20 protein-coding genes are annotated in these 21,127 nt (G+C 56.2%); 2 read left to right on the top strand and 18 right to left on the bottom strand.

From position 1 onward, the window contains the following. Window positions 1-143: 143 nt before the first annotated feature. From QHL1GM_RS01415 to QHL1GM_RS01345, 15 genes are all read right to left on the bottom strand, one after another. On the bottom strand, window positions 144-2,354 hold the full coding sequence (locus QHL1GM_RS01415; RefSeq protein WP_071692887.1) for an ATP-dependent helicase: 2,211 nt from the start codon (window positions 2,352-2,354) through the stop codon (window positions 144-146). Beyond that, on the bottom strand, window positions 2,351-2,923 hold the full coding sequence (locus QHL1GM_RS01410) for a DUF1285 domain-containing protein (protein WP_071692886.1): 573 nt from the start codon (window positions 2,921-2,923) through the stop codon (window positions 2,351-2,353). Before QHL1GM_RS01410 ends, QHL1GM_RS01415 begins: the two co-directional genes overlap by 4 nt. A 38-nt stretch (window positions 2,924-2,961) precedes the next feature. After that, entirely contained in the window at window positions 2,962-3,792 is an 831-nt protein-coding gene (locus tag QHL1GM_RS01405) for a TatD family hydrolase (protein ID WP_071692885.1), read from the bottom strand. A gap of 70 nt (window positions 3,793-3,862) precedes the next feature. Continuing rightward, window positions 3,863-4,198, bottom strand: coding sequence for a PilZ domain-containing protein (locus QHL1GM_RS01400; RefSeq protein ID WP_071692884.1), 336 nt, complete (start codon window positions 4,196-4,198; stop codon window positions 3,863-3,865). Between the two features lie 52 nt (window positions 4,199-4,250). Then, the gene (locus QHL1GM_RS01395) at window positions 4,251-5,237 is read right to left on the bottom strand and encodes a DNA polymerase III subunit delta' (protein ID WP_071692883.1); all 987 of its coding nucleotides are present in this window, start codon (window positions 5,235-5,237) and stop codon (window positions 4,251-4,253) included. After that, entirely contained in the window at window positions 5,228-5,881 is a 654-nt protein-coding gene (tmk, locus tag QHL1GM_RS01390; protein ID WP_175540332.1) for a dTMP kinase, read from the bottom strand. The genes QHL1GM_RS01395 and tmk overlap by 10 nt, the downstream gene beginning before the upstream one ends. Before the next feature lie 34 nt (window positions 5,882-5,915). After that, complete coding sequence (gene mltG, locus QHL1GM_RS01385; protein ID WP_071692881.1) at window positions 5,916-6,923, bottom strand: endolytic transglycosylase MltG; 1,008 nt, start codon at window positions 6,921-6,923, stop codon at window positions 5,916-5,918. 62 nt (window positions 6,924-6,985) lie between these two features. Next, the gene (gene pabC, locus QHL1GM_RS01380; protein ID WP_071692880.1) at window positions 6,986-7,798 is read right to left on the bottom strand and encodes an aminodeoxychorismate lyase; all 813 of its coding nucleotides are present in this window, start codon (window positions 7,796-7,798) and stop codon (window positions 6,986-6,988) included. A gap of 6 nt (window positions 7,799-7,804) precedes the next feature. Next, window positions 7,805-9,043: a beta-ketoacyl-ACP synthase II gene (gene fabF, locus QHL1GM_RS01375; RefSeq protein WP_071692879.1), complete on the bottom strand. Its 1,239-nt coding sequence runs from the start codon at window positions 9,041-9,043 to the stop codon at window positions 7,805-7,807. Window positions 9,044-9,235: 192 nt separating this feature from the next. Further along, window positions 9,236-9,469, bottom strand: a complete 234-nt coding sequence (gene acpP / locus QHL1GM_RS01370) for an acyl carrier protein (RefSeq protein ID WP_040481615.1) — start codon at window positions 9,467-9,469, stop codon at window positions 9,236-9,238. Window positions 9,470-9,593: 124 nt separating this feature from the next. Continuing rightward, on the bottom strand, window positions 9,594-10,337 hold the full coding sequence (gene fabG / locus QHL1GM_RS01365) for a 3-oxoacyl-ACP reductase FabG (RefSeq protein ID WP_071692878.1): 744 nt from the start codon (window positions 10,335-10,337) through the stop codon (window positions 9,594-9,596). 58 nt (window positions 10,338-10,395) lie between these two features. Beyond that, complete coding sequence (gene fabD, locus QHL1GM_RS01360; RefSeq protein WP_071692877.1) at window positions 10,396-11,355, bottom strand: ACP S-malonyltransferase; 960 nt, start codon at window positions 11,353-11,355, stop codon at window positions 10,396-10,398. Between the two features lie 134 nt (window positions 11,356-11,489). Next, on the bottom strand, window positions 11,490-12,539 hold the full coding sequence (plsX, locus tag QHL1GM_RS01355; RefSeq protein WP_071692876.1) for a phosphate acyltransferase PlsX: 1,050 nt from the start codon (window positions 12,537-12,539) through the stop codon (window positions 11,490-11,492). Between the two features lie 43 nt (window positions 12,540-12,582). After that, on the bottom strand, window positions 12,583-12,753 hold the full coding sequence (rpmF, locus tag QHL1GM_RS01350; RefSeq protein WP_007114757.1) for a 50S ribosomal protein L32: 171 nt from the start codon (window positions 12,751-12,753) through the stop codon (window positions 12,583-12,585). Between the two features lie 36 nt (window positions 12,754-12,789). After that, entirely contained in the window at window positions 12,790-13,320 is a 531-nt protein-coding gene (locus QHL1GM_RS01345) for a YceD family protein (protein WP_071692875.1), read from the bottom strand. Window positions 13,321-13,520: 200 nt separating this feature from the next. On the opposite strand from QHL1GM_RS01345, the gene QHL1GM_RS01340 reads away from it, so the two are divergent. Next, window positions 13,521-14,153, top strand: coding sequence for a nucleoside triphosphate pyrophosphatase (locus tag QHL1GM_RS01340; RefSeq protein WP_071695871.1), 633 nt, complete (start codon window positions 13,521-13,523; stop codon window positions 14,151-14,153). Window positions 14,154-14,173: 20 nt separating this feature from the next. On the opposite strand, the gene sppA is transcribed toward QHL1GM_RS01340, so the two are convergent. The 3 genes from sppA to QHL1GM_RS01325 are packed head-to-tail and all read right to left on the bottom strand — an operon-like array spanning window position 14,174 to window position 16,970. Next, complete coding sequence (sppA, locus tag QHL1GM_RS01335) at window positions 14,174-15,337, bottom strand: signal peptide peptidase SppA (RefSeq protein WP_071692874.1); 1,164 nt, start codon at window positions 15,335-15,337, stop codon at window positions 14,174-14,176. Window positions 15,338-15,346: 9 nt separating this feature from the next. Continuing rightward, window positions 15,347-15,991 (bottom strand): HAD family hydrolase, encoded by a 645-nt coding sequence (locus QHL1GM_RS01330; RefSeq protein ID WP_071692873.1) that lies wholly within the window; start codon window positions 15,989-15,991, stop codon window positions 15,347-15,349. Window positions 15,992-16,028: 37 nt separating this feature from the next. After that, window positions 16,029-16,970, bottom strand: a complete 942-nt coding sequence (locus QHL1GM_RS01325; protein ID WP_071692872.1) for an RluA family pseudouridine synthase — start codon at window positions 16,968-16,970, stop codon at window positions 16,029-16,031. Between the two features lie 709 nt (window positions 16,971-17,679). Between QHL1GM_RS01325 and rne the strand changes: the two genes are divergently transcribed. After that, complete coding sequence (gene rne, locus QHL1GM_RS01320; protein ID WP_071692871.1) at window positions 17,680-21,048, top strand: ribonuclease E; 3,369 nt, start codon at window positions 17,680-17,682, stop codon at window positions 21,046-21,048. Window positions 21,049-21,127: the final 79 nt, after the last annotated feature.

The following is a 21,127-nucleotide window of genomic DNA, read 5'->3' as shown; positions in this document are numbered from 1 at the left end:
AAGTAATTATGCTATGAGCTGCTGAGTATTAGTTCGGTAGGAGTGTAGGTATTAAATCGGCAGGACCAAGCTAAGTCAAACTGTCCTAAAGCTTAACTCGACGTAAAATGTGAAAGAGTGTGTCTTATTGGCTAATCAATGGCTTACCCAGCAAGCGTTGAACCATTTTCGAGTAGTTCAATGGGTGCGCGGCGGGCAATAAGCCGCCTGCGCCCTGCCTGATCAAAGCGCACATCAATGACCGGGTCGCTGGCATTTCCCTCTACCGCCGCCACTTCACCCTCACCAAACACTGCATGGTGAAGACGCTGGCCAGGGTAAAAACAGGTATCTGCCGAATAACCTACCTTGGCTTCTTCAACCTGCGCCGCGGCCAGCACAATATCATCGCGCCCCAGCCGCGCCAGATAGCGCTCAACCAGGCCCACCGATGTCACTTGCAGCGAAGCGGCTGGCGGACTTTGGCTGGCCAAGCAAGAGGCTACCCGCATACTATCCTGCCAGGCACTTTCGGCAATAAAGCGACTAGGACGGTGCACGCCCCCATCATGGAGCACTAACAGCTGCTCTTGGGCGCGAGTGATGGCCACATAGAAGAGCCGCCGCTCCTCTTCAAGGCGCTCATCATTGAGCGGATTATCGCGACTGTAGTGAGGAAAATCTTCTTCATTAACTCCGGCCACCGCAACCAGCGGCCACTCAAGCCCTTTGGCACCGTGCACGGTGCTAATCAACACGCCGCTCGCCTGGTTTTCTACCGGGCGTTCAAGTAGCTCGATAAAAGCATCTGGGTCCTGGACGCTTTGCGCTTGTTCAATTAGCACGTCGAGTAAGCGAACATCCTCTTCGCCTTTGTCCCGCCTTGCTGCTGCACGCTTAAGCGTTTTTTCCGCCTCAATGCTTTCCACCACATGCCTGAGCAGCTTGGCGGGTGGCCAAGCACTGAGCTGTGGAAGCTCACAAAGTAGCAGCCAGCGTTTTTTAAGTGTGCGCCGCTGGATCGGCTTTAACGTCGTTAATATGGGGTCATGCCGTTCGGGCCACTGCTGGGTAGTGGCCAGCTGTTGGGCTAAACGCTGTAGCCGCTCGCGGGCAACGAAGGGAGTCGGTTGTGAAAGCAGCAGTAATAGTTGCTGTGGGTCGCGCAGAAGATCAGGGCGACGCGACAACTTTAAATAGCCCGCCAAGGCCTGCACCAGCGGCAGACGAAAAACAAAACGATCCTCGCGCTGAAGCCGAAACGGTATCCCGGCCTGTAGCAGCGCCAGTTGGAACGGTACCGAAAGCGCCCAGCTGCGCACCAGCAAGCTGGCTTCGTTAAACGCTCGCCCCTGGGCCTGCCAGTCCATCAACGCATCAAGCAGTAATCGGCTGCCCTGCCCGACTGAGACGCGGGTCTCCGGGTTATTAGCCGCGGCAAGGCACAGCTGATTAGGACGGCGCTGATTAGCGGCTATGGCATGATTCGCGGCCAGCGCCAACGCATGACCGTGCCGGAAGGTGGTCGATAGCGGGTAGTCGGTTGCCACGCCAAAGGTAGCGGTAAAATTTTCCAGCATGGTGTCGGGCTTGGCGCCGCGCCACTCATAAATACACTGGTTGGCGTCGCCGACCGCCATTACTTCGGCACGAGTACCCACCAACACGGATAAAAGTCGCTGCTGAGCGGCGTTAATATCCTGATACTCGTCAATAATGACATGGTCAAGAAATCCTTCAACGCGACTACGCAAGGTGCTCTCTGCTTCTAGCGCCAACAGCGGACGATAAAGCAGATCGGCATAGGTCATCACGCCTTCCGCTTCCAATAGCCTCTCTGCTTCGGCAAACGCCGCTGGGAAGTAGTCGGTATCGGTGTCAAAATTCAGCCGCTCATAGAGCGCTTCGGGAGTAATCATTTCTGCTTTAACCAAGCCGCAGAAGTGGGCTAAGGTTTCTAGTCGATCCCCTTCCAGAGCTGCATCCCGGCGCTCAACTGAATCACGCAGTACATTAAGACTCGCCTGACGAAGCAGCCTTTCCAGCTGCCAATCGGCGGACAATAGCTGGCGCGGCGCAAGCGCCCCCCAGCGGCATAAGCTTTGAGTTAAGCGATGCCCCAAGGAATGAAAGGTGCGGACATCGGGCAATGCCTGCCCGTTAGATGCCATTGCGGCTAAACGACGCTGAAAATCATCCTTCGCTGAGCGGTTAAACATCAGCACCAGGATACGTTTTGGCGCCACACCGCTGGCCAATAGATGCAGTACTCGGGCGGCCATGGTGGTGGTTTTACCTGCCCCGGCCACTGCCGCCACCCTCGCATGCCCCGCCTGGTGATTGACAACGGCTTGCTGTTCAGCGGTTAACTTCACGGGGCCTCGCCAATTAGCTCATCATCAATCTGACCCAGCGCAAACCACTGCCCGGCACTCTCTAGTCCTAGCTCACTCGTACCGTTGCCTATCTCTCGGGCTTCCGCGGCCTCAACCAGTTGATAATAGACATTGCGGTGCAACCTAGCGGCCAGCCCAAAACGCACCGGCAACTGCGGGACCGCCTCATCTTGGGGGGTTAAGGTGATAGAGAGCGGATGCTCGGCATCTAAGCGAACAACATCGTCAAACTGAGTGGTAAACCACCAGGCACCGTCACGGAAGTCAGCTTCTACGGCGACCAGCGGCAGGTCTTCGACCTTTATCCGCCAGCGTTCCACCGGCGTGACCAGGCAGTAGCCCTCGTCATCAAGGCGCAGCAGCGTTGCCAATAGGCGCGCTACCTTGGGGCGGGCAAACGGCTGGCCTTCGTGCGACCAGCTACCGTCGGCGTGAATAACGATATTCATATCGCCAGAGAGCGCTGGGTGCCACTCATCGAGCGGTGGAATAGCACCAGCGCGTTCCTCGTCTCCGCTACCTTGCTGCAGTAATCGATCAATATTCATCTCGCCCACCTCGCTTGAGCGTATTCAGGGCGCATTGGTTACAGAAGCCCAGAGTGCGCCAGCGCCTCTTTGACGTGTTCCGGAGCACCGGGAGCCGCGGCACGAAAGAGCTGATAAAAATTGGCGGTCGTCTGCATGGCCACTTCATCGACACTGATGCCCCGCTCCTGGGCGATGCACTCACCCACTTGCACCACCCAAGCGGGCTCATTGGGCTTGCCGCGATGAGGAACGGGCGCTAGATAAGGGCTATCGGTCTCAATCAGCAGGCGATCCAGCGGCAGCTGCCGGGCAAGCTCACGCAGCGGAGCAGCATTGCGAAAAGTGATAATCCCCGATAGCGAGATATAAAAACCCAGTCGCACCGCCTCACGGGCCATCGCCATATCTTCAGTAAAACAGTGTAATACACCACCCACGCGTGGGTCGCTATATTCACGCAGCAAGGCCAAGGTTTCCTGTTTGGCTTCGCGGGTGTGAATAATCACCGGCAGCTCTAACTCACGCGCAGCGATTAAGTGACGCTTGAAGCGCTCGTGCTGAATCTCGATAGGCACGCTGTCTTGGTAGTGGTAATCCAGGCCGGTTTCGCCGATCGCCACCGCCCCATACTGTTCCGCGGCCTCTTTAATATCCGCAACGCTGGGTTCGCTGTCACTGTGGTGCAAGGGGTGTAATCCAGCGGAAATTGCCACATCGTGATGGGCGCGGGCAATGGCCGCCAGTTGCGGCATATCTTCTAACGTAACCGCTACAGCAAGAAATTGACTGACATGGGCAGCGCGAGCGGCTGCCAGGGTGGCGGCGATATCGCCCCCATGGGTCTGGTCGGATAAACGATCTAAATGACAGTGTGAATCAACAAACATACAGGTCTCGACAACGGCTAAGCCATAAACACAATGATCATTGCATTCAAAGCGTAAGCGAGGGTTTGATTCAAAGCGTGAACGATGGAGCTGCTTTATCTAACTGACCGGCAAGCAGCGTCTCGATGCGGTCACGCACAGGATAGTCTTGCTGACTGAAATGCAGGCCAATACCAGGCATACGGCGGCCACTCACCCCTTCCGGCGATACCCACACCACTTGACCGGTCACAGAAAGGCGTTCGCTTTCACCCGGCAGTGTGAGCAGCAAAAACACTTGCTGGTCAAGCGCGTAAGGGGTCTGGGTGGGCACAAAAATCCCTCCGCGATCCAGAAAAGGCATATATGCGGAAAGCAAAGTCGACACATCCGGAACGGTAAGAGAGAGCGCTTTCTGAGCTGCCATGACGACCTCGCTGCACTGTTTTGAACAGCCGTGGGAGATTGAACAAATACCGCTATGAGCGAAGCAGTGCCGCCCAGCGCACCAACCATGCTTCAAGCACTAACTGAGGATTGGGGTTTGCCCCCATCGCCAACAATCGCCGCTGTTCGCGGGCATAGTCGAGCAGGCGAAACCAGTCCTGCACGCGACCATTTTTAACTGCTTGACGATAGAGCGGCTCTAAATCGGGGTTATGCAATACCGCCCCTTCCCCAGATAAACCGAGACGGATCAGGTCTTCCAGCCAGGCGATACCGTACCACAAGATGGCATCAATCGCCTGGCGATCCAGGCGTGCTGCCTCTGAAACAGGCTCAGCGCCGCGCACCAGTTGTTCAAAACTGTCGTGAATTTGATGGCGCAAGGCGCGCTCTTCGGGTGCCGCAAGCTCCACGGCGAGCAGTGGCAAGCCACCCGCTACCTGCCACCAGAAGTAGGCTTCGTCGGCGCTACCCAATTGCTCAATTAACCATCCACGACACGCATCAAAGTCAACGCTGGGCAGTGACCACTGCTGACAGCGGGAACGGATCGTCGCCAACATCCGCGAGGGCACGTCTGAGAGCAGAATAAACAGGGTTTTATCACCGGGCTCTTCAAGGCTTTTGAGTAGCGCATTGGCGGCGGCAACGTTCATTGCCTCGGCGGGCGAAACCACAATCACCCGGTAACCGCCCTGCTGAGCCGTTTGCGAAACAAAGCGATTAACCTCGCGAATCGGGTCGATGCGGATTTGGCGCTTACCCTCTTCAGGCGAGACCCGCAGCAGATCCGGGTGATAGCCCGATGCCAGCATCGCGCAGCTATGGCAGTGGCCGCAGGCTTGGTCCGCAGGCGAAGCGCATAGCTTTCGCGCAATTAACGCCTCCGCCAACTGCTGTTTACCCACGCCGTGGGCGCCGTGAATTAACAGCGCATGAGGCATACGCCCACTATCTGCCAAGCGGGTCAAATGCTGCCATGTGGCTTGATGCCACGGCATTACGCCGGTTAACGCCATGCAGCAACCTTCGTTAATAGGACTTGTCGAATTTGGCTTTGCACCTTATCCAGGGAGTGCTGTGCATCGATCACCGCAAAGCGCTCAGGCGCTTCTTCCGCTCGCGCCAAGTAGCCATCCCGCACGGCCTGGAAAAAGTCAGCCTGCTCCTGCTCGAATCGATCCCGCTGCTCGTGGCGATCACGCAGGCGTGACTCTAAACGCTGTCTTGCAGCCTCTTTGGGCATATCGAGCAGTAGGGTTAAATCGGGAGAGAGCCCCTGCTGAACAAAATCCTCCAGCACGGCGATACGCTCCTTGGCAATGCCTCGTCCACCGCCCTGATAGGCAAAGGTGGCATCGGTAAAGCGATCGCAGACGACCCACGCCCCTCTTGCTAAGGCGGGGAGTATTTTTTCCGCCAAATGCTGTGCCCGCGCGGCGAACATTAGCAGCAGCTCAGCGTCGACGTGCAGCGGCTCTTGGGGGGCAGGATCCAGCAGCAGTGCGCGAATAGCTTCGCCACGCGCAGTACCGCCTGGCTCCCGGGTACGCACCACTTCCAACCCCTCGGCTTCCAAACACTCGGCGACAAAGCCCACGTTGGTGGATTTACCCACGCCTTCGCCGCCTTCCAGCGTAATGAAGCGTCCACGCTTACTCATCATGCTCCCTTAATGTGGTGATCAGTCATGGCTATTATCGGTTGCGGATATAGCGATTAACGGCATTGTTATGTTCCCGCAACGTACGCGAGAAGTGGTGTGTACCATCCCCACGGGAAACGAAATAGAGCGTCTCGCCAGGCAATGGATTCACCGCTGCCTCTAAGGAGGCGCGCCCAGGCATGGCAATAGGCGTGGGCGGTATTCCGTCAATGACATACGTATTATACGGCGTGGCCTCGCGGATATCGGCGCGAGTTATCCGCCCTTCATAACGCTCACCCATGCCGTAAATAATCGTCGGGTCGGTTTGCAGGCGCATGCCCTGCTCCATGCGGCGCTTAAACACCCCGGCAATTTCGCGCCGCTCCTCGGGCGCACCGGTTTCCCGCTCGATTAACGAGGCCATGATCAGCGCTTCGTAGGGGGTCTCAATGGTTAGGTCGTCCGCGCGCTCTTCCCAAACTTCTTCAAGGATTCGCTCCATCCGCTCCAATGATTGGCGCAGGATATCAACATCGCTCATCCCCAGGTGATAGCGATAGGTATCGGGAAAGAACCAGCCTTCGGGGAAGGTGTCTTCTCGGTCGAGTAGCGTCATCACCTCTGCATCGCTCAACTCCGCAGTGCGATGGTCGAGTTTCGGCGCGGCATCGAGCAACTCGCGCATCTGTCGAAAAGACCAGCCCTCTGGAATAGTCAGCGAGTAGGTAACCACTTTATTGCTACCCAACAGGGCCATCATTTCCAGACCGCTCATATCCGGCAACAGCTGATACTCACCGGTACGCAGCCGCGGCACGCGCTCCGGCTCGACCCGCGCTAGCAAGCGAAACGCCCAGGCATCTTCCAGCACGCCCTGATTTTCCAATTGCGCCACTACCTGATTAAAGCCCGCGCCAGAGGGCACTTGGTAAAGCATTGGCTCATCGAGCGCTAGTGGTGCCTCTAATCGGCTCTGCCAATAGAAATAACCGCCCGCTGCACATGCAGCCGCGACGACAACCAATACCAATAAAGCGGTTAATAACCGTTTCACCATGACACCTCTAAAAAATTGCAGGGCGATATCTAAACAAACGATCTCTAAACAAACAGTGGCGTTTAAGCAATACCCAATAGCTGATGCGCCAAGCGCTGGAACGGGTCAGGCTGACTTAAAGACCAGCGCTGTAGCAGCGAGCCATCCGCTGCAAGTAGCTGAGTAACTGGCCACACCCCCTGGACAGAGTTTGCCACCCATAGCCGTTCAACATCAGCAAGTTGATGAAGCATAAGCGAAGCCTGAGTGACGACACCCTGTTCAAGCAGTGCGGCGCGCAGCGCGCCAGCTACGCCGCACTGGTCAAGCAGAGGGGTTAACACCTCCCCCGCCCGCTGCCAAAAAATATTCATGCTAGTGGCTTCTATGACAAAACCTTCACTATCGGCCAGCACACCTTCGGCAATAGTGGCATCGCTCCACTCTTGGCGGGCCAGTACGTTTTCCAGTCGATTTAAGTGCTTGATACCTGCCAAGCGGGGCTGACGAGCAAGCTGCAAGTCGCAAAGACGTAACGTCACCCCCTTCTGCCAGCGCTCAACCGACGGTTGAAACGGCGTTCTACGGCTAAGCAAACGCGGTGCTACCTGATCGGGCTGGGCATAGCCACGCCCTCCACTGCCCCGCGTCAGTATGAGCTTAAGCACTTCGAATTCAGCGGTGAGGGCGCCCTGCCAAGTGGCGTCAAGCGCCTCCTGGCAAGGTACCGGTATCCCCAGGCGATGACAGCCCTGCGCTAGGCGTGCCGTGTGATAGCGCCACAGTACTGGCTTTCCCGCAAGCAACAGCACCGTTTCAAAGAGGCCATCCCCATACGCCAGCCCACGATCATCAAACGGCACAAATTGATCATCCGATAACGTAGGCGGCAGCATCGCTAACTACACCTTCTTAAACAGCAGCGAGCCGTTGGTACCACCAAAGCCGAAGGAGTTTGAAAGCGCCATATCAATGCGCATATCCCTTGCGGTATGCGGCACGTAGTCGAGGTTGCAACCTTCCTGCGGGTTATCCAGATTAATCGTGGGGGGTGCGATCTGATCACGAATAGCCAGGATGCTGAACACCGCCTCTACCGCACCGGCGGCACCCAACAGGTGACCAATCATCGACTTGGTGGAGCTCACTGCCACGCTGTTAGCGGCGCCACCCAGGACGTTCTCAATGGCACGGCTTTCTGCCAAATCGCCTGCTGCAGTGGAGGTGCCGTGGGCATTGATGTAGTGAACCGAAGAAACATCAACCTGGGCGTCTTTGATCGCATTGCGCATGGAGAGCGCTGCGCCACGCCCATCTTCCGGCGGCGAGGTCATGTGATAAGCGTCGTCGCTCATACCAAAGCCCACCAGCTCGGCGTAGATGTTGGCACCCCGCGCCTTGGCGTGTTCATACTCTTCAAGCACCAGCACACCGGCCCCGTCGGACAGCACAAACCCATCACGATCTGTATCCCAGGGACGGCTTGCCGCTTCTGGATCTTCATTACGCGTAGAGAGCGCGCGAGCAGCAGAGAAACCGCCCAGGCCTAGCGGCGTAGTGGCCATTTCAGCGCCACCGCAGATCATCACGTCCGCATCGCCATAGGCAATGGTGCGGGCGCTGTAGCCAATATTATGGGTACCCGTTGTGCAAGCGGTGGTAATGGCAATGTTCGGGCCTCTGAAGCCGTGCTGAATCGCCATATTGCCCGAAATCATATTGATGATAGAGCCCGGCACGAAGAATGGCGATACCTTGCGGGCACCACCTTTATTGAGTGCGTTGTGGTTATGCTCAATCATGGGTAGGCCACCGATGCCTGAGCCGATCGCCACACCGATACGGTCGGCATTCTCTTCGGTGCACTCTATGCCGGAATCTTCTACCGCTTGGGCACCCGCCGCCATGCCGTACTGAATAAACAGATCCATCTTGCGGGCATCTTTAGGATTCAGATACGGGCTAATATCAAAGTTTTTGATCGATCCACCAAAGCGGGTGTTAAAACCGCTGGTGTCGAAATGCTCAATAGGCGTAATACCGCTTTTACCGGCCACAATGTTGGCCCACGACTCATCAACGCTATTACCCACTGGGGTCACCAGGCCTAACCCAGTTACCACTACCCTTTTCCGTGCCATCAGCTTTCCTCCAGGCATCCATGGTGACGCGACCCACTTGGGTCATTTGCTGCTTAAATTTGGTCAACAGTATAACGGAGATTGAACGTTATAAGCATTGTGGCTGCAAAGCAAAAAAGCCGCCCTGGGAAAGGACGGCTTTTAAGGCGGGTGATTAGCACCCCACCCTGGTTCGATGCATCGACGCAGCCCTTACTGGTGGGCGTTCACGTAATTGATGGCTTCTTGAACCGTGGTGATCTTCTCAGCTTCTTCGTCGGGAATTTCAGTATCGAATTCCTCTTCCAAAGCCATTACCAGCTCAACGGTGTCGAGCGAATCAGCACCCAAGTCTTCTGTAAAAGAAGAGCTGTTTTGGATGTCTTCTTCTTTAACGTTCAGGCGCTCTGCTACAACTTTCTTCACGCGCTCTTCAATAGTACTCATTAACGTACTCCAGTCGTTCACATTAGCCGTTTTTGATAACCAGCTATTTGGAAACCGCAAGCCAAAAGCTGCGGGGTAGTTTATAGACGCCCTTGGGTAGACGCAACCGCCAAACCCAAGGCCATCAACGCATATTCATGCCGCCATTCACATGAAGCGTCTCGCCAGTGATATAACCGGCTGCATCACTGGTCAAAAAGCCCACTGCTGCGGCGATCTCTTCCGGCGCCCCTAAACGGGCCAACGGAATTTGTTTAAGCAACATTTCGTGCTGTGCTTCAGGTAGTGCTTCGGTCATGTCGGTGGCAATAAAGCCCGGCGCCACGGCATTGACCGTAATTGCACGGGAGGAGACCTCACGTGCCAGAGCGCGGCTAAAGCCTTCCATGCCGGCCTTAGCTGCAGCATAGTTAGTTTGGCCCAGGTTGCCCATGGTTGCCACTACAGAACTGATCGACACAATACGTCCAAAGCGCGCCTTGGTCATACCACGCAAACACGCCTTACTAACACGATAGACAGATTTCAAGTTGGTATCCATGACGGAGTCCCACTCGTCTTCTTTCATACGCATCAGCAAATTGTCACGGGTGATACCCGCGTTGTTGACCAAAATAGTGGGCGCACCAAAGCGCTCAGTAATGGTTTTCAACACGCTATCGATGCTGGCTTGGTCGGTCACATTAAGGCATAGACCAGCCCCTTGAATACCGTGCTCTTTCAAATCGGCATCAATTTTCTCAGCACCTGACTCGCTAGTCGCAGTACCAATAACAATACGGCCTTGGCGACCCAGCTCGCGAGCAATGGCCTGCCCAATACCACGACTCGCCCCTGTTACCAGGGCAACTCTACTCTCTTGCGTCATAACGTTCTGCCTCTAACCGTGTAATCAAGCAAGGATAGCGAAATAAAACACCCCTTGGTCACGCTTTATCAGCCAACGTTTCACGCGCTAGCTCAAGCGCAGACTCAAGGCTATCAGGATCATTCACCGCCAACCCTTTGCTACCCTTGACGATACGCTTATTGAGACCAGTCAACACCTTTCCTGGCCCGCACTCAATAAATATCTCCACGCCCTGGCCCGCCATTGCTTCCACGCAGGCGCTCCAGCGCACTGGCTGATAGAGCTGCTCGATTAGTCGCGTGCTCAGTGTCGCGGTATCGGCATGGGCTTGAGCATCGACATTTTGAATCACCGTATAGCGCGGCGCTCGCAGCTCAATCGTTTGTATAGCCGCTGCCAGGCGTTCAGCAGCAGGACGCATCAGCGCGCAGTGCGAGGGCACAGAAACCGGCAATGCCATGGCGCGCCTAGCACCGGCCTCTTGGCAGGCAACCATCGCCCGCTCAACGGCCGCTTTAGCACCGGCTATCACCACTTGCCCTGGGGAATTGTAGTTAACTGCTGAAACAACATCGCCCTGGGCAGCCTTGGCACAGACGGCTTCAACCGCATCGTCCGCTAGACCCAGGATCGCCGCCATGCCGCCTTCACCCGCCGGCACCGCTTCCTGCATGGCTTCTCCGCGCAGGCGCACTAAATTGACACCTTCGGCAAAGCTCATGACACCTGCGCACACCATAGCGCTGTATTCGCCTAGGCTATGGCCCGCCATGACAGTTGGTCGAGGCCCTTCTAACTCTTGCCACACTCGCCAAATAGCGACGCTTGCAGAGAGCAGTGCAGGCTGGGTGCAGGCAGTTGCATTAAGCGACTCTTCGGGGCCTTCTTGGACGACTTTCCACAAATCGTAGCCCAAAGCATCCGACGCTTCCTCAAATGTCGTTCCCACCACACTATAACGCTCGGCAAGCTCTCGCAGCATTCCAAGCTGCTGAGAGCCTTGCCCGGGGAAAATGAGGGCAAGGGGTTGAGACATGTCGTTCACCTTTGCTCTTGTAGGCATTTGCTCATATGAGCGATATTCGAGATTATTGGCACATCCTGATGCCACCTATAACCCCGCAAAAAAACTAGCTATTTATTATCTAATCATGGCTGATTTGCGCCATCTCATGGCTGATTTGCGCCATCGCTTGCACTTGATGGCGGACCCCAGCGGCCTGCGATCCGTGCAGGCAAATTATGTTCCACTTCCTGCAAGGCACGCCGAATAGCGTAGTAAAACCCATCGGCATGAGTACTGCCGTGGCTTTTCACTACGATACCGCGCAACCCCAATAAACTGGCCCCGTTGTAACGCACGGGATCAAGCTCTTGTTTTAAGCGCTTTAACACAGGCTTGGCCAGTAGGCTTGCCAAACGACCGCTTAGGCGCGATTCAAATGCCATCTGCACGCGTTCAACCAACATACTCGTCAATCCTTCGCTTGCCTTGAGGACAGCATTGCCCACAAAACCATCACACACCACCACATCTAGCTTACCTTTGAACAGATCACCACCTTCAGCATAGCCCTGATAGTCAAAAGCACTACCACTGGCGCGCTCGCGCAGCAGGCGGTCAGCCTCACGTACGCTGACGCTCCCCTTGGTGGCTTCTGCACCAACATTGAGTAGCGCTACACGCGGAGTAACCGTGCCATCGACACACTGCGCCATCGCCGCCCCCATCAGCGCAAAATCGACCAACTGATGAGCCGGGGAATCAACGTTGGCACCTAGGTCCAGCAGATAACATCGGCGCCCTTGGCGTGCTGGAATCGCCGTACTGATCGCCGGCCGAGAAATGCCCTCGACCATGCCCAGTTCGCGCCTTGCCAAGGCAACAAGCGCCGCTGTGTTGCCTGCGCTTACACCGGCAGCCGCTTCACCATCGGCGACACATTGCAGCATGTGCGCCATGCTCGTCGCATGGCCTTTGCGCAATGCCCAAGCAGCCGTTGACCCCGGCATCACACTTTCGGGCGCATCACGCGCCACCAAACGTGACGTTGCCGCAGCCAGGGGCTGCGGCAAGCGCGAAAGCTCAGCAATAATCTGCTGACGCGGGCCAAACAAAATCAGTTCAAGACCGGGATGTTCCACCACCGCCTTTGCGGAGCCTGCGATAATCGCACGAGGGCCTTGGTCACCCCCCATAACATCAATCGCTAAGCGCATACCGCACTGAATCCGTTTAGCCGCTTATTAAGGTAGTTGAGGCTTATACCTCAACCACTTTACGACCACGGTAGAAACCGTCTGGAGAAACGTGGTGACGCAGGTGAGTCGTACCTGTTTCTTTGTCCTGCGACAGCGTCGGAGCGGTCAGCGCATCGTGGCTGCGACGCATGCCGCGCTTGGAACGAGTTTTACGGTTCTGTTGAACTGCCATGGGGGTTTACTCCAAGGTATTTAAGGTAAAGGGTGCTTATTTTTTGCCTTTCAAGACATTCAGCACCGCGAAAGGGTTCGTCGCTGGCGTTGTTTCTGACGCCGCGCCTTCTGTTTTGCTGACCAGCTGCTCCGCCGAGACATGACATTCGGCTTCATCGTGATAGACCACCTGGGGCAGGCTGAGAATTAACTCATCCTCAACCACCGTCAGAAGATCCAGCTGTTCCTTTTCCACCAGCACCGGTTCATGACTAGCGGGCAACTCGGCCGCTAAGGCTTCATCAGTGACCATTCCAAGCAGAAAATCACTGCTCACCTCTTGAGGCAGCGGCACTAGGCAGCGTCGGCAGGCAAGCGCCAACGTCGCTTGCAAGTGGCCACGAATTTCACGACGGCCTTGAGAATCGACGCCAAACTCAAGCACGACATGACAGTCGCCGGTTTGGACACCCGCTTCTTCGGCAAGACGTGGCAGCTTATCAAGCGCTACCAAGCCTTCGATTCGTTCGTGGCGGGCTGCGAGCTTATAAGGCTCCACCCGACTGGGGAGTTGTGAGGTCAACATAGGCGCGCAATGATAGGCACTCCCCCTGCTGGTGTCAAAGCTGCCGGTATATTTTTCATGGTTTCCTCAATAAATAAACAACGCTGGTCTCTATAAACAGCCAACATAGGCACGTTTAGCAGCTTTCGCTACACTCTACTGCTTTGACGTTGCACTAGCGCAACCACGTAGCCAGGAGTTTTACTGTGACCTTATCACCCATGACCGAGCCATCGAGCACTCAGTCGTCAACTGCTCAGTTATCAACTGCAGAGCTGGTGCTTGCCTCAAGTTCACGCTGGCGGCGCGAGTTGCTGGATCGCCTGCAACTCCCCTACCAGAGCCACTCGCCGGATATTGATGAAACGCCCCGTAGTGGCGAAACGCCCCATGCCCTGGTGCATCGACTAGCGCTCAGCAAAGCCAACGCCGTGGCGGCCCATTTCCCTCATCACTGCATTATAGGCTCTGACCAAGTGGCGGTGTTTGAAGGCGACATTCTTGGCAAACCACACACAGTTGAAAAGGCCTGCGCAAACCTTGCCCGCTTTTCTGGTCAGCGCGTCACCTTCCTAACTGGTTTAGCGCTGCTGGATACACGCAGCCAGCGCCACCAAGTGCATGTCGAGCCTTTCGAGGTCGTGTTTCGCACTCTTAGCACGCAAGAGATCGAAAACTATGTCGCCAAAGAACAGCCGCTAGACAGCGCAGGCAGCTTTCGCATGGAAGGCCTAGGTATTGCGCTGTTTGAAAAACTGGAAGGCCGTGACCCCAACGCCTTGATCGGACTTCCGCTGATTGCGCTCTGCGACATGTTGCGCCAAGCGGGCCTAGATCCGCTTGGCGCACGCTAACCATAAGAGGCTATGAGCACCTAGAAGCGCAGCGGGGTATTGGGTGCACTAACACCCAACACCTCGGCAACAACCTGGGTAAAGCGCCGAGTAAAGCGCTCAAATGGATCAAGGCTCGGCGTATAGTCCACCCAGTCGGTGTTACCCACTTGATCGCGAGACAGCTGCTCGAGGCTGCCCAGCTGGTCGACCAAACCCAGCTCGACACTCTGTTCGCCGCTCCAGATGAGGCCAGAGAAAATGTCCGAGCTATCGCTGAGCCGCTCGCCGCGACCCGCGCGGACGTCATCGATAAACTGGCGATGGGTTTCACTCAACACTCCTTGCCAAAACGCCTCGGCATCATCATCCAGCGGCTGAAAAGGATCTAAAAACGCTTTATTTTCCCCCGCTGTGAGCACGCGGCGCTCAACGCCAATGCGCTCTATCGCCTCCTCAAAGCCAAAACCAGCGTAAATCACGCCAATTGAGCCCACCAGGCTCACCGGCGATGCAACAATCTCATCTGCCGCTGCGGCAATGTAATAAGCGCCGCTGGCACCGACATCCTCAATCACCGCAATAATCGGTTTATCGCCCTGCTCGCGCAGGCGCATTATTTCCGCATAGATACGTTGAGACTGCACGGGGCTGCCGCCTGGACTATTAATGTGCAGCACCACGATAGCAGCGCTTTCCACCTCCCAGGCACGATTTAACCCTTGGATGATGCGCTCCGCATTGGCCGGCGAATCGCTAGCAATCACCCCATCAACTTCAACAATGCCCAAGTGGCGCTGGGTGGGCGCGGTGGCACTTGGCGAATCCCAGAACAGGCTATAAAGCGCGGCAGACAGCGCCACCAACACAACAGCGAGAAACATGAGACGGAAAAACAGCTTCCAACGGCGGGTACGTCGCTGTTCGGTCAAGACGCCGCCTATCCAGTGGTCCATCATTTCCAACTGCGCTAATCGCTGGCGTTCGCGTAGCGTTTCCGCATCGTCGCCTGGCTCCCCAGGCATTTGCTTAGTTCCTTTACCGGGCGGGACTTCAGGCCCTTCTGTCCAAGGGTCTTCACTTAACTCGCTGGGCTGGTCACTATTAACCGAGTCATTACGGTCAGCGTCGTTACGGCGATAGCCATTGGCCGGGCCGTCATGCCCCTCTGGTGTACTATTTTGGCGGGTTGGATCGTCACTCATAAAATGTCCTTATAACCGATCAAAAAGCTCGTCGACGCTATGGGCAATCCACTTGGGCTCGCTCATTGCCAGGCGCTCGGGCGTATGCACCCCATAGCTTACACCCACCCGATCCATTCCAATCGCCCTAGCCATTTCCAAGTCATACTCGGTATCGCCGACCATCAGCGCCCGATCGACCGGCACCGTGAGCTCTGCCAGCAGCTCTGAAAGCATTTGCGGGTGCGGCTTGGAACGAGTTTCATCCGCCGTACGGCTAGCATGAAACCAGGCGCCGCTGCCGGTCTCTGCAAAAATACGGTCAAGACCGCGACGACTTTTACCTGTCGCCACCGCTAAACGCTGCTGCTCATGCCCACGCAGACGAGAGATATGTGCTTCAACACCGCTAAAAAACGCCATCGGCGTGGTGTCAGCCTGCACAAAATGGTGCGCGTAACGCTCGCGAAGCCGCTCGGCCTGGGCAGGCAATATACCTGGGCAGAGTTTGGCAATTGCCTCGGGCAGCCCCAGGCCAATAATATCTTCCACTTCAGCCGCAGTAAGCGCTCCCCACTCTGCCTCTAAAGCAGCCGCCTGCATACACGACACAATGCGCGGCACCGAGTCCATCAAGGTGCCGTCCCAATCAAAGATAATTAACTCGTACTGCATGGCAGCTCCTTGTAATAGGTAACGCGGTAAAAAGGAGTTATTGACGGGCGCGCTTAAGCGTCTCCTCCAGAGCCTCTGGCAGCGGCGCTTTGACGGTTACCGGGCGGCCGTTAGTGGGCTCTGGAAAGGTCAGCGCCCGCGCATGAAGAAACAGACGCCCCAGCCCTAATTGTTTGGTGAGCAGACCGCTTTCGCGGGTAGCGTACTTATCGTCGCCTAACAACGCATGGCCCGCGTGGGCGGCATGTACGCGAATCTGGTGGGTGCGGCCCGTTACTGGCTCAGCCTCTATCAGCGTTACTTTCTCGAAGGTTTCGACCACCGAAAAATGGGTGCGCGACACTTTACCGTTGGGATCCACCCTTACCCTCCGCTCGCCGTTACCGGCATCAAAACGGTCTAACCGAGCACTTTCATAGGTTTTCCGCGCCGGCCAGCGCCCGCTGACCAGGGCCAGATACCGCTTATCCATGCCATGCTTTTTCAGCGACTCGTTCAGCGTCACCAGCGCATCGCGTGACTTGGCCAGCAGCAAACAGCCGGACGTATCGCGATCCAGGCGGTGAACCAGTTCCAGAAAACTCAGATCATCACGCACCTGGCGCAGCGCTTCTATTAAACCGATTTTAACCCCGCTGCCGCCGTGCACTGCTAAACCAGAAGGTTTGTTAAGCACCATCCAATCGGGGCCTTCCATAATAACGCTGCCTACCAGCAGGTCGCGCAAATTGTCACTGACTTCTTTCACCGCCTCGCGAGGGGCCAAACGCAGCGGCGGAACGCGTACTAAATCGCCGGCCTGCAACCGGTAATCGACCTTCACTCGCTTTTTATTAACGCGCACTTCTCCTTTTCGCACGATGCGATAGATAAGCGCGCGAGGCGCACCTTTAAGACGCGTCATGAGAAAATTATCAATTCGCTGCCCTGCTTGCTCCGGGGCGATATCCACCCACTGCACTTCACGCCCTTCGGACATTACTACTTACTCCTGCTTAAAAGCGGCATTCTAGCGTAGACCCAAAGGCATTGCGTCAATTGCTGGTCGTTGTCTTTACTGTTATATTCGAAAACGTTCACCAGCTGAGCGCGGAAAGCTGTCTTGTCTAGCGCTAGTGACTAGCTGATCGATAGCTAATTGATTAAATTTGTTAGCAGAGAGCATCACCGCTGAGCTTGGTTAATGCGCCTGCCCGTCTAACACGCAGGCCTGAACATAAAAGCGGCACCAGTGTACGCATTGCCCGTTTTTCCAGTATTAAAAACTGATCTTAAAAATGCAGTAACTCTGCCGCTCGTTTTTTATGCCGGCAGATGAAAGTAAGCCTAGCCCTCAACGGCAGGCAGTAACTAAACAACGCCACGCCCTGAGCAGCTCCGTCTTATTCGTCACAAGGCGCTGACTGACTCCGGGCGAAAAGTTCAACGCTGTGCCGGTGGCCGGCGTTGGTGAATCGATGAATGCCAGGTGTTGGCGGTGTCAGCAGGGCCGGATGGACGTGACAGCCACCGGAACACGTCCTGCCTCCGCCACGTACTCAACGCCCTATTGGCCGGGTTGGCGATGACGCCTTCCCGGCTTGACGCGTCAGCATTGCAATGCGCCGAGCACAAGCACGCAGCACCCAGCGATTCGCCTACGTCACCCAATAGGCAGTTCGCCGGCACGCAACGCTATGCGAGACACTATGAAACGGATGCTTATCAATGCGACCCAGCCCGAAGAGCTGCGTGTCGCTTTAGTTGATGGACAACGCCTTTACGATTTAGATATCGAATCCGGCGCAAGAGAACAGAAAAAAGCTAATATCTATCGCGGCAAAATTACCCGCGTAGAGCCCTCCCTGGAAGCCGCCTTTGTTGACTACGGCGCTGATCGTCACGGCTTTTTGCCTTTAAAAGAGATCTCTCGCGAGTACTTTGTCAAAGACGTTTCCGGACGCCCGAGCATTAAAGAAGTGCTTAAAGAGGGCCAAGAGGTCATCGTCCAGGTCGATAAAGAGGAGCGTGGCAATAAAGGCGCCGCGCTGACCACTTTCGTTAGTCTGGCTGGCCGCTTTTTGGTGCTAATGCCTAATAACCCCCGTGCTGGCGGTATTTCTCGCCGTATCGAAGGCGATGAACGCAGCCAGCTCAAAGATGCCATGGGTCAGTTGACCGTACCGGATAAAATGGGCCTGATCGTTCGCACTGCTGGTATCGGCCGCAACCCGGAAGAGCTGCAGTGGGACTTGGATTATTTGGTTCAGGTGTGGGAATCCATCACTACCGAAGCCGCCAAACGCCCTGCTCCGTTCCTGATTTACCGTGAATCCAACGTCATCATTCGCGCCATGCGCGATTACCTACGCCAAGATATTGGCGAAGTGTTGATCGACAGCCCCGAGATTCACGCCGAAGCGCTGGCCTTTATCCGTCAAGTAATGCCCTCGTATCAGCAAAAAATCAAACTCTACGCGGACGAAGTACCACTGTTCTCGCGCTTCCAGATCGAATCGCAAATCGAAACCGCCTATCAGCGCGAAGTGAAGTTACCTTCTGGCGGCTCAATTGTGATCGACCACACCGAAGCGCTGGTCTCTATTGATATCAACTCCGCCCGCGCCACCCGCGGCAGCGATATCGAAGAGACTGCACTACAGACCAACTCTGAAGCCGCCGATGAGATCGCCCGCCAACTGCGCCTGCGCGATATCGGCGGTTTGGTGGTTATCGACTTTATCGACATGGGCCCGGCGCGCAACCAGCGTGAAGTTGAAAACCGCATGCGCGATGCCCTAAAGCTGGATCGCGCACGGGTGCAAATTGGCCGTATTTCACGCTTTGGCCTGATGGAAATGTCCCGCCAGCGTCTGCGCCCCTCGCTGGGTGAAACCAGCGGCGTGGTCTGCCCGCGCTGTAATGGCCAGGGCACCATTCGCGATGTGCGCTCGCTCTCCCTCTCCATCATGCGCCTGATTGAAGAAGAGGCGATGAAAGAGAATAGCGCGCAGATTCGCGCCATTCTGCCGGTACCCGTGGCGACTTACTTACTCAATGAAAAACGCAGTGTGCTGGCGGATCTTGAGTCTCGTCAGAATGTGCGCGTAGTGCTGCTGCCCAATCCTGAAATGGATACGCCCCACTACGACGTACAGCGGTTGCGCGATGATCACCTGGACGAGGATGACACCCAAAGCCTATCAAGCTTTGAGCTCTCCACCGATACCGAAGTAGGCAAAGAGCCGACACCCAGCTTCGTGCCGCCCGCGCTAAGGGCCGAAGCCGCTGTTAAGAGTGTCACGCACAACGCTCCCGCTCCGGCATCGCTGCAAACTGAAGAGAAAGCGCCTGCCGCCTCTCCAACCTCGGCGGCTAAAGCAGCCCCGGTGACCAGCGAGCAACCCAGCGTTATTGGCCGCTTTATGCGCGGTTTCGCCAAACTGCTTGGTAGCGACGAAAGCAGTGCCGAAGCCACGCCAGAGCCCAAGGTTGAAACCCCGGCGCCGCGCAAGCCGAGCGAGCGTAAAACCAATCAGCGCAGCAACGAGTCGCGGCAAAAGTCGTCACGTGGCGAGCGCGGTGACAACACTAGCCGTAATGAGTCGCGCAGCGATAGTAGCGCCCGCCCTGAGCCAAAAGCAGAACAAAAAGCTGAGCAAAAAACCGAGCAGCGCAGCAGTACGCCGCGCCCTGCCAGTGACGATAATAGCGATAAGCGCAGCGGCCCCAGCCGTACCCGCAACCGCCGTCGTCACCCTCAGCAAGATGATGGTAGCGGGCAAGAATCAGCCAACAAAGCGCCTCGCAAAGAGACCCAGGCTGATAGCTCTTCCAAAGACAGCACTGGCAAAGACAGCTCTGCAAAAGATGGCTCTATAGAGAGCAACAACGGCAAAAGCGCAGCGCAGAAAGAATCGCGTCGCGATACCGGTGGTGACAAAAAACGCGACAATCAGCGTGATGAAGCGGTCAATGGCTCAGAGACAAAAACCTCTGAGACGCCACAAGACGACGGCAAGCCGAAGCGTACGCGTAACAACCCGCGTAACCGCACACGCACTCAGGCGATCAACCCCCAGGCCGAAGCAGAGCAGTTAAAACTGCAGGCTGAAGTTCAGGATGAAGCGCCAGCAGCAACCCAAGAGCCGAGCGAAGCATCTGCTAAAGAAGAACAGACGCAGGTAGCTAAAGCAGCGACAAGTGACGCACCGATCGCCCCAGAGTCGGCATCGGAGAGTCATACCGCTGCGCCAGCAGGCGATACCGCTCAGCAAGAAGTGGCATCAGCCGATGCGCCTGAGTCCAACGCTAAGAGTGAGCCCGAGCCTAAGCCGGAGCCAGAGCAAGCGGACGACGCAACGACCGCCGACCGGCCCGTGGCTGAGAACGCTAAAGCGAGCAAATCGACGCACCAGCGCCGTAAGCCTAAAGCGGTGTCACCGACGGAACAGACGCCAACTGACAATACCGTTGAGCAAGATGAGGCCGTTGCCAAGCCGAGCGAACCGGAGACCGCAGCCAGCGCTGAGCAGCTAGTACCATCAGAGGTGAACTCAACAGCAGCCGAGGCCAACGCAGAGCCGGCTGAGAGTGAGAAAGCCGACGATAGTCAGCACAGCGTTAGCGAACCGGTAGCGCCTGAAGCCATCGACCCGCCTACGGGTAACGTTGTCGATCCAGCGGCAACTATTGAAGAAGCCGCCGTCCCTACACCTTTCAGTAGTGATACGGATCAAAGCAGCGAGCCGAAGCAAGATGCCGCAGAAAAAGCTGATGAGCCCCAGAATGTTAAAGACAGAAGCGTTAAAGACACGGGCGTTGAAGACAGAAGCATTGAACTGAATAGCGCTGAAGAGAATAGCCCTGAAAAGAGTGGTGACGATCTAGGCGCAACTGAGGCTCCTGCGGCTGAAGCCCATGCAACTCAAGCAGAATCTCAGCCAGTCGCCAGCGAAGCGCCAGTTGAAGACGCAGCAACTGAAGAAGCGGCTAAACCTCGCCGTCGTCGCACCCGGGCTCACAATGACCCGCGTGAGAAACGCAAACAGGCCCAGCAAGACACCCGCTCCGAATAAATCGGTCGCGTGTTGCAGTAACAAAAATCCCCGCTTCGGCGGGGATTTTTGCGTTATGTGCATCTGAAAAGACAGGCTC

Origin of the sequence: Halomonas sp. QHL1, assembly GCF_001882345.1 — a bacterium.
In the GTDB taxonomy this organism is placed as follows: Bacteria; Pseudomonadota; Gammaproteobacteria; order Pseudomonadales; family Halomonadaceae; genus Vreelandella.
This window is presented reverse-complemented; position numbering and strand designations above follow the sequence as displayed.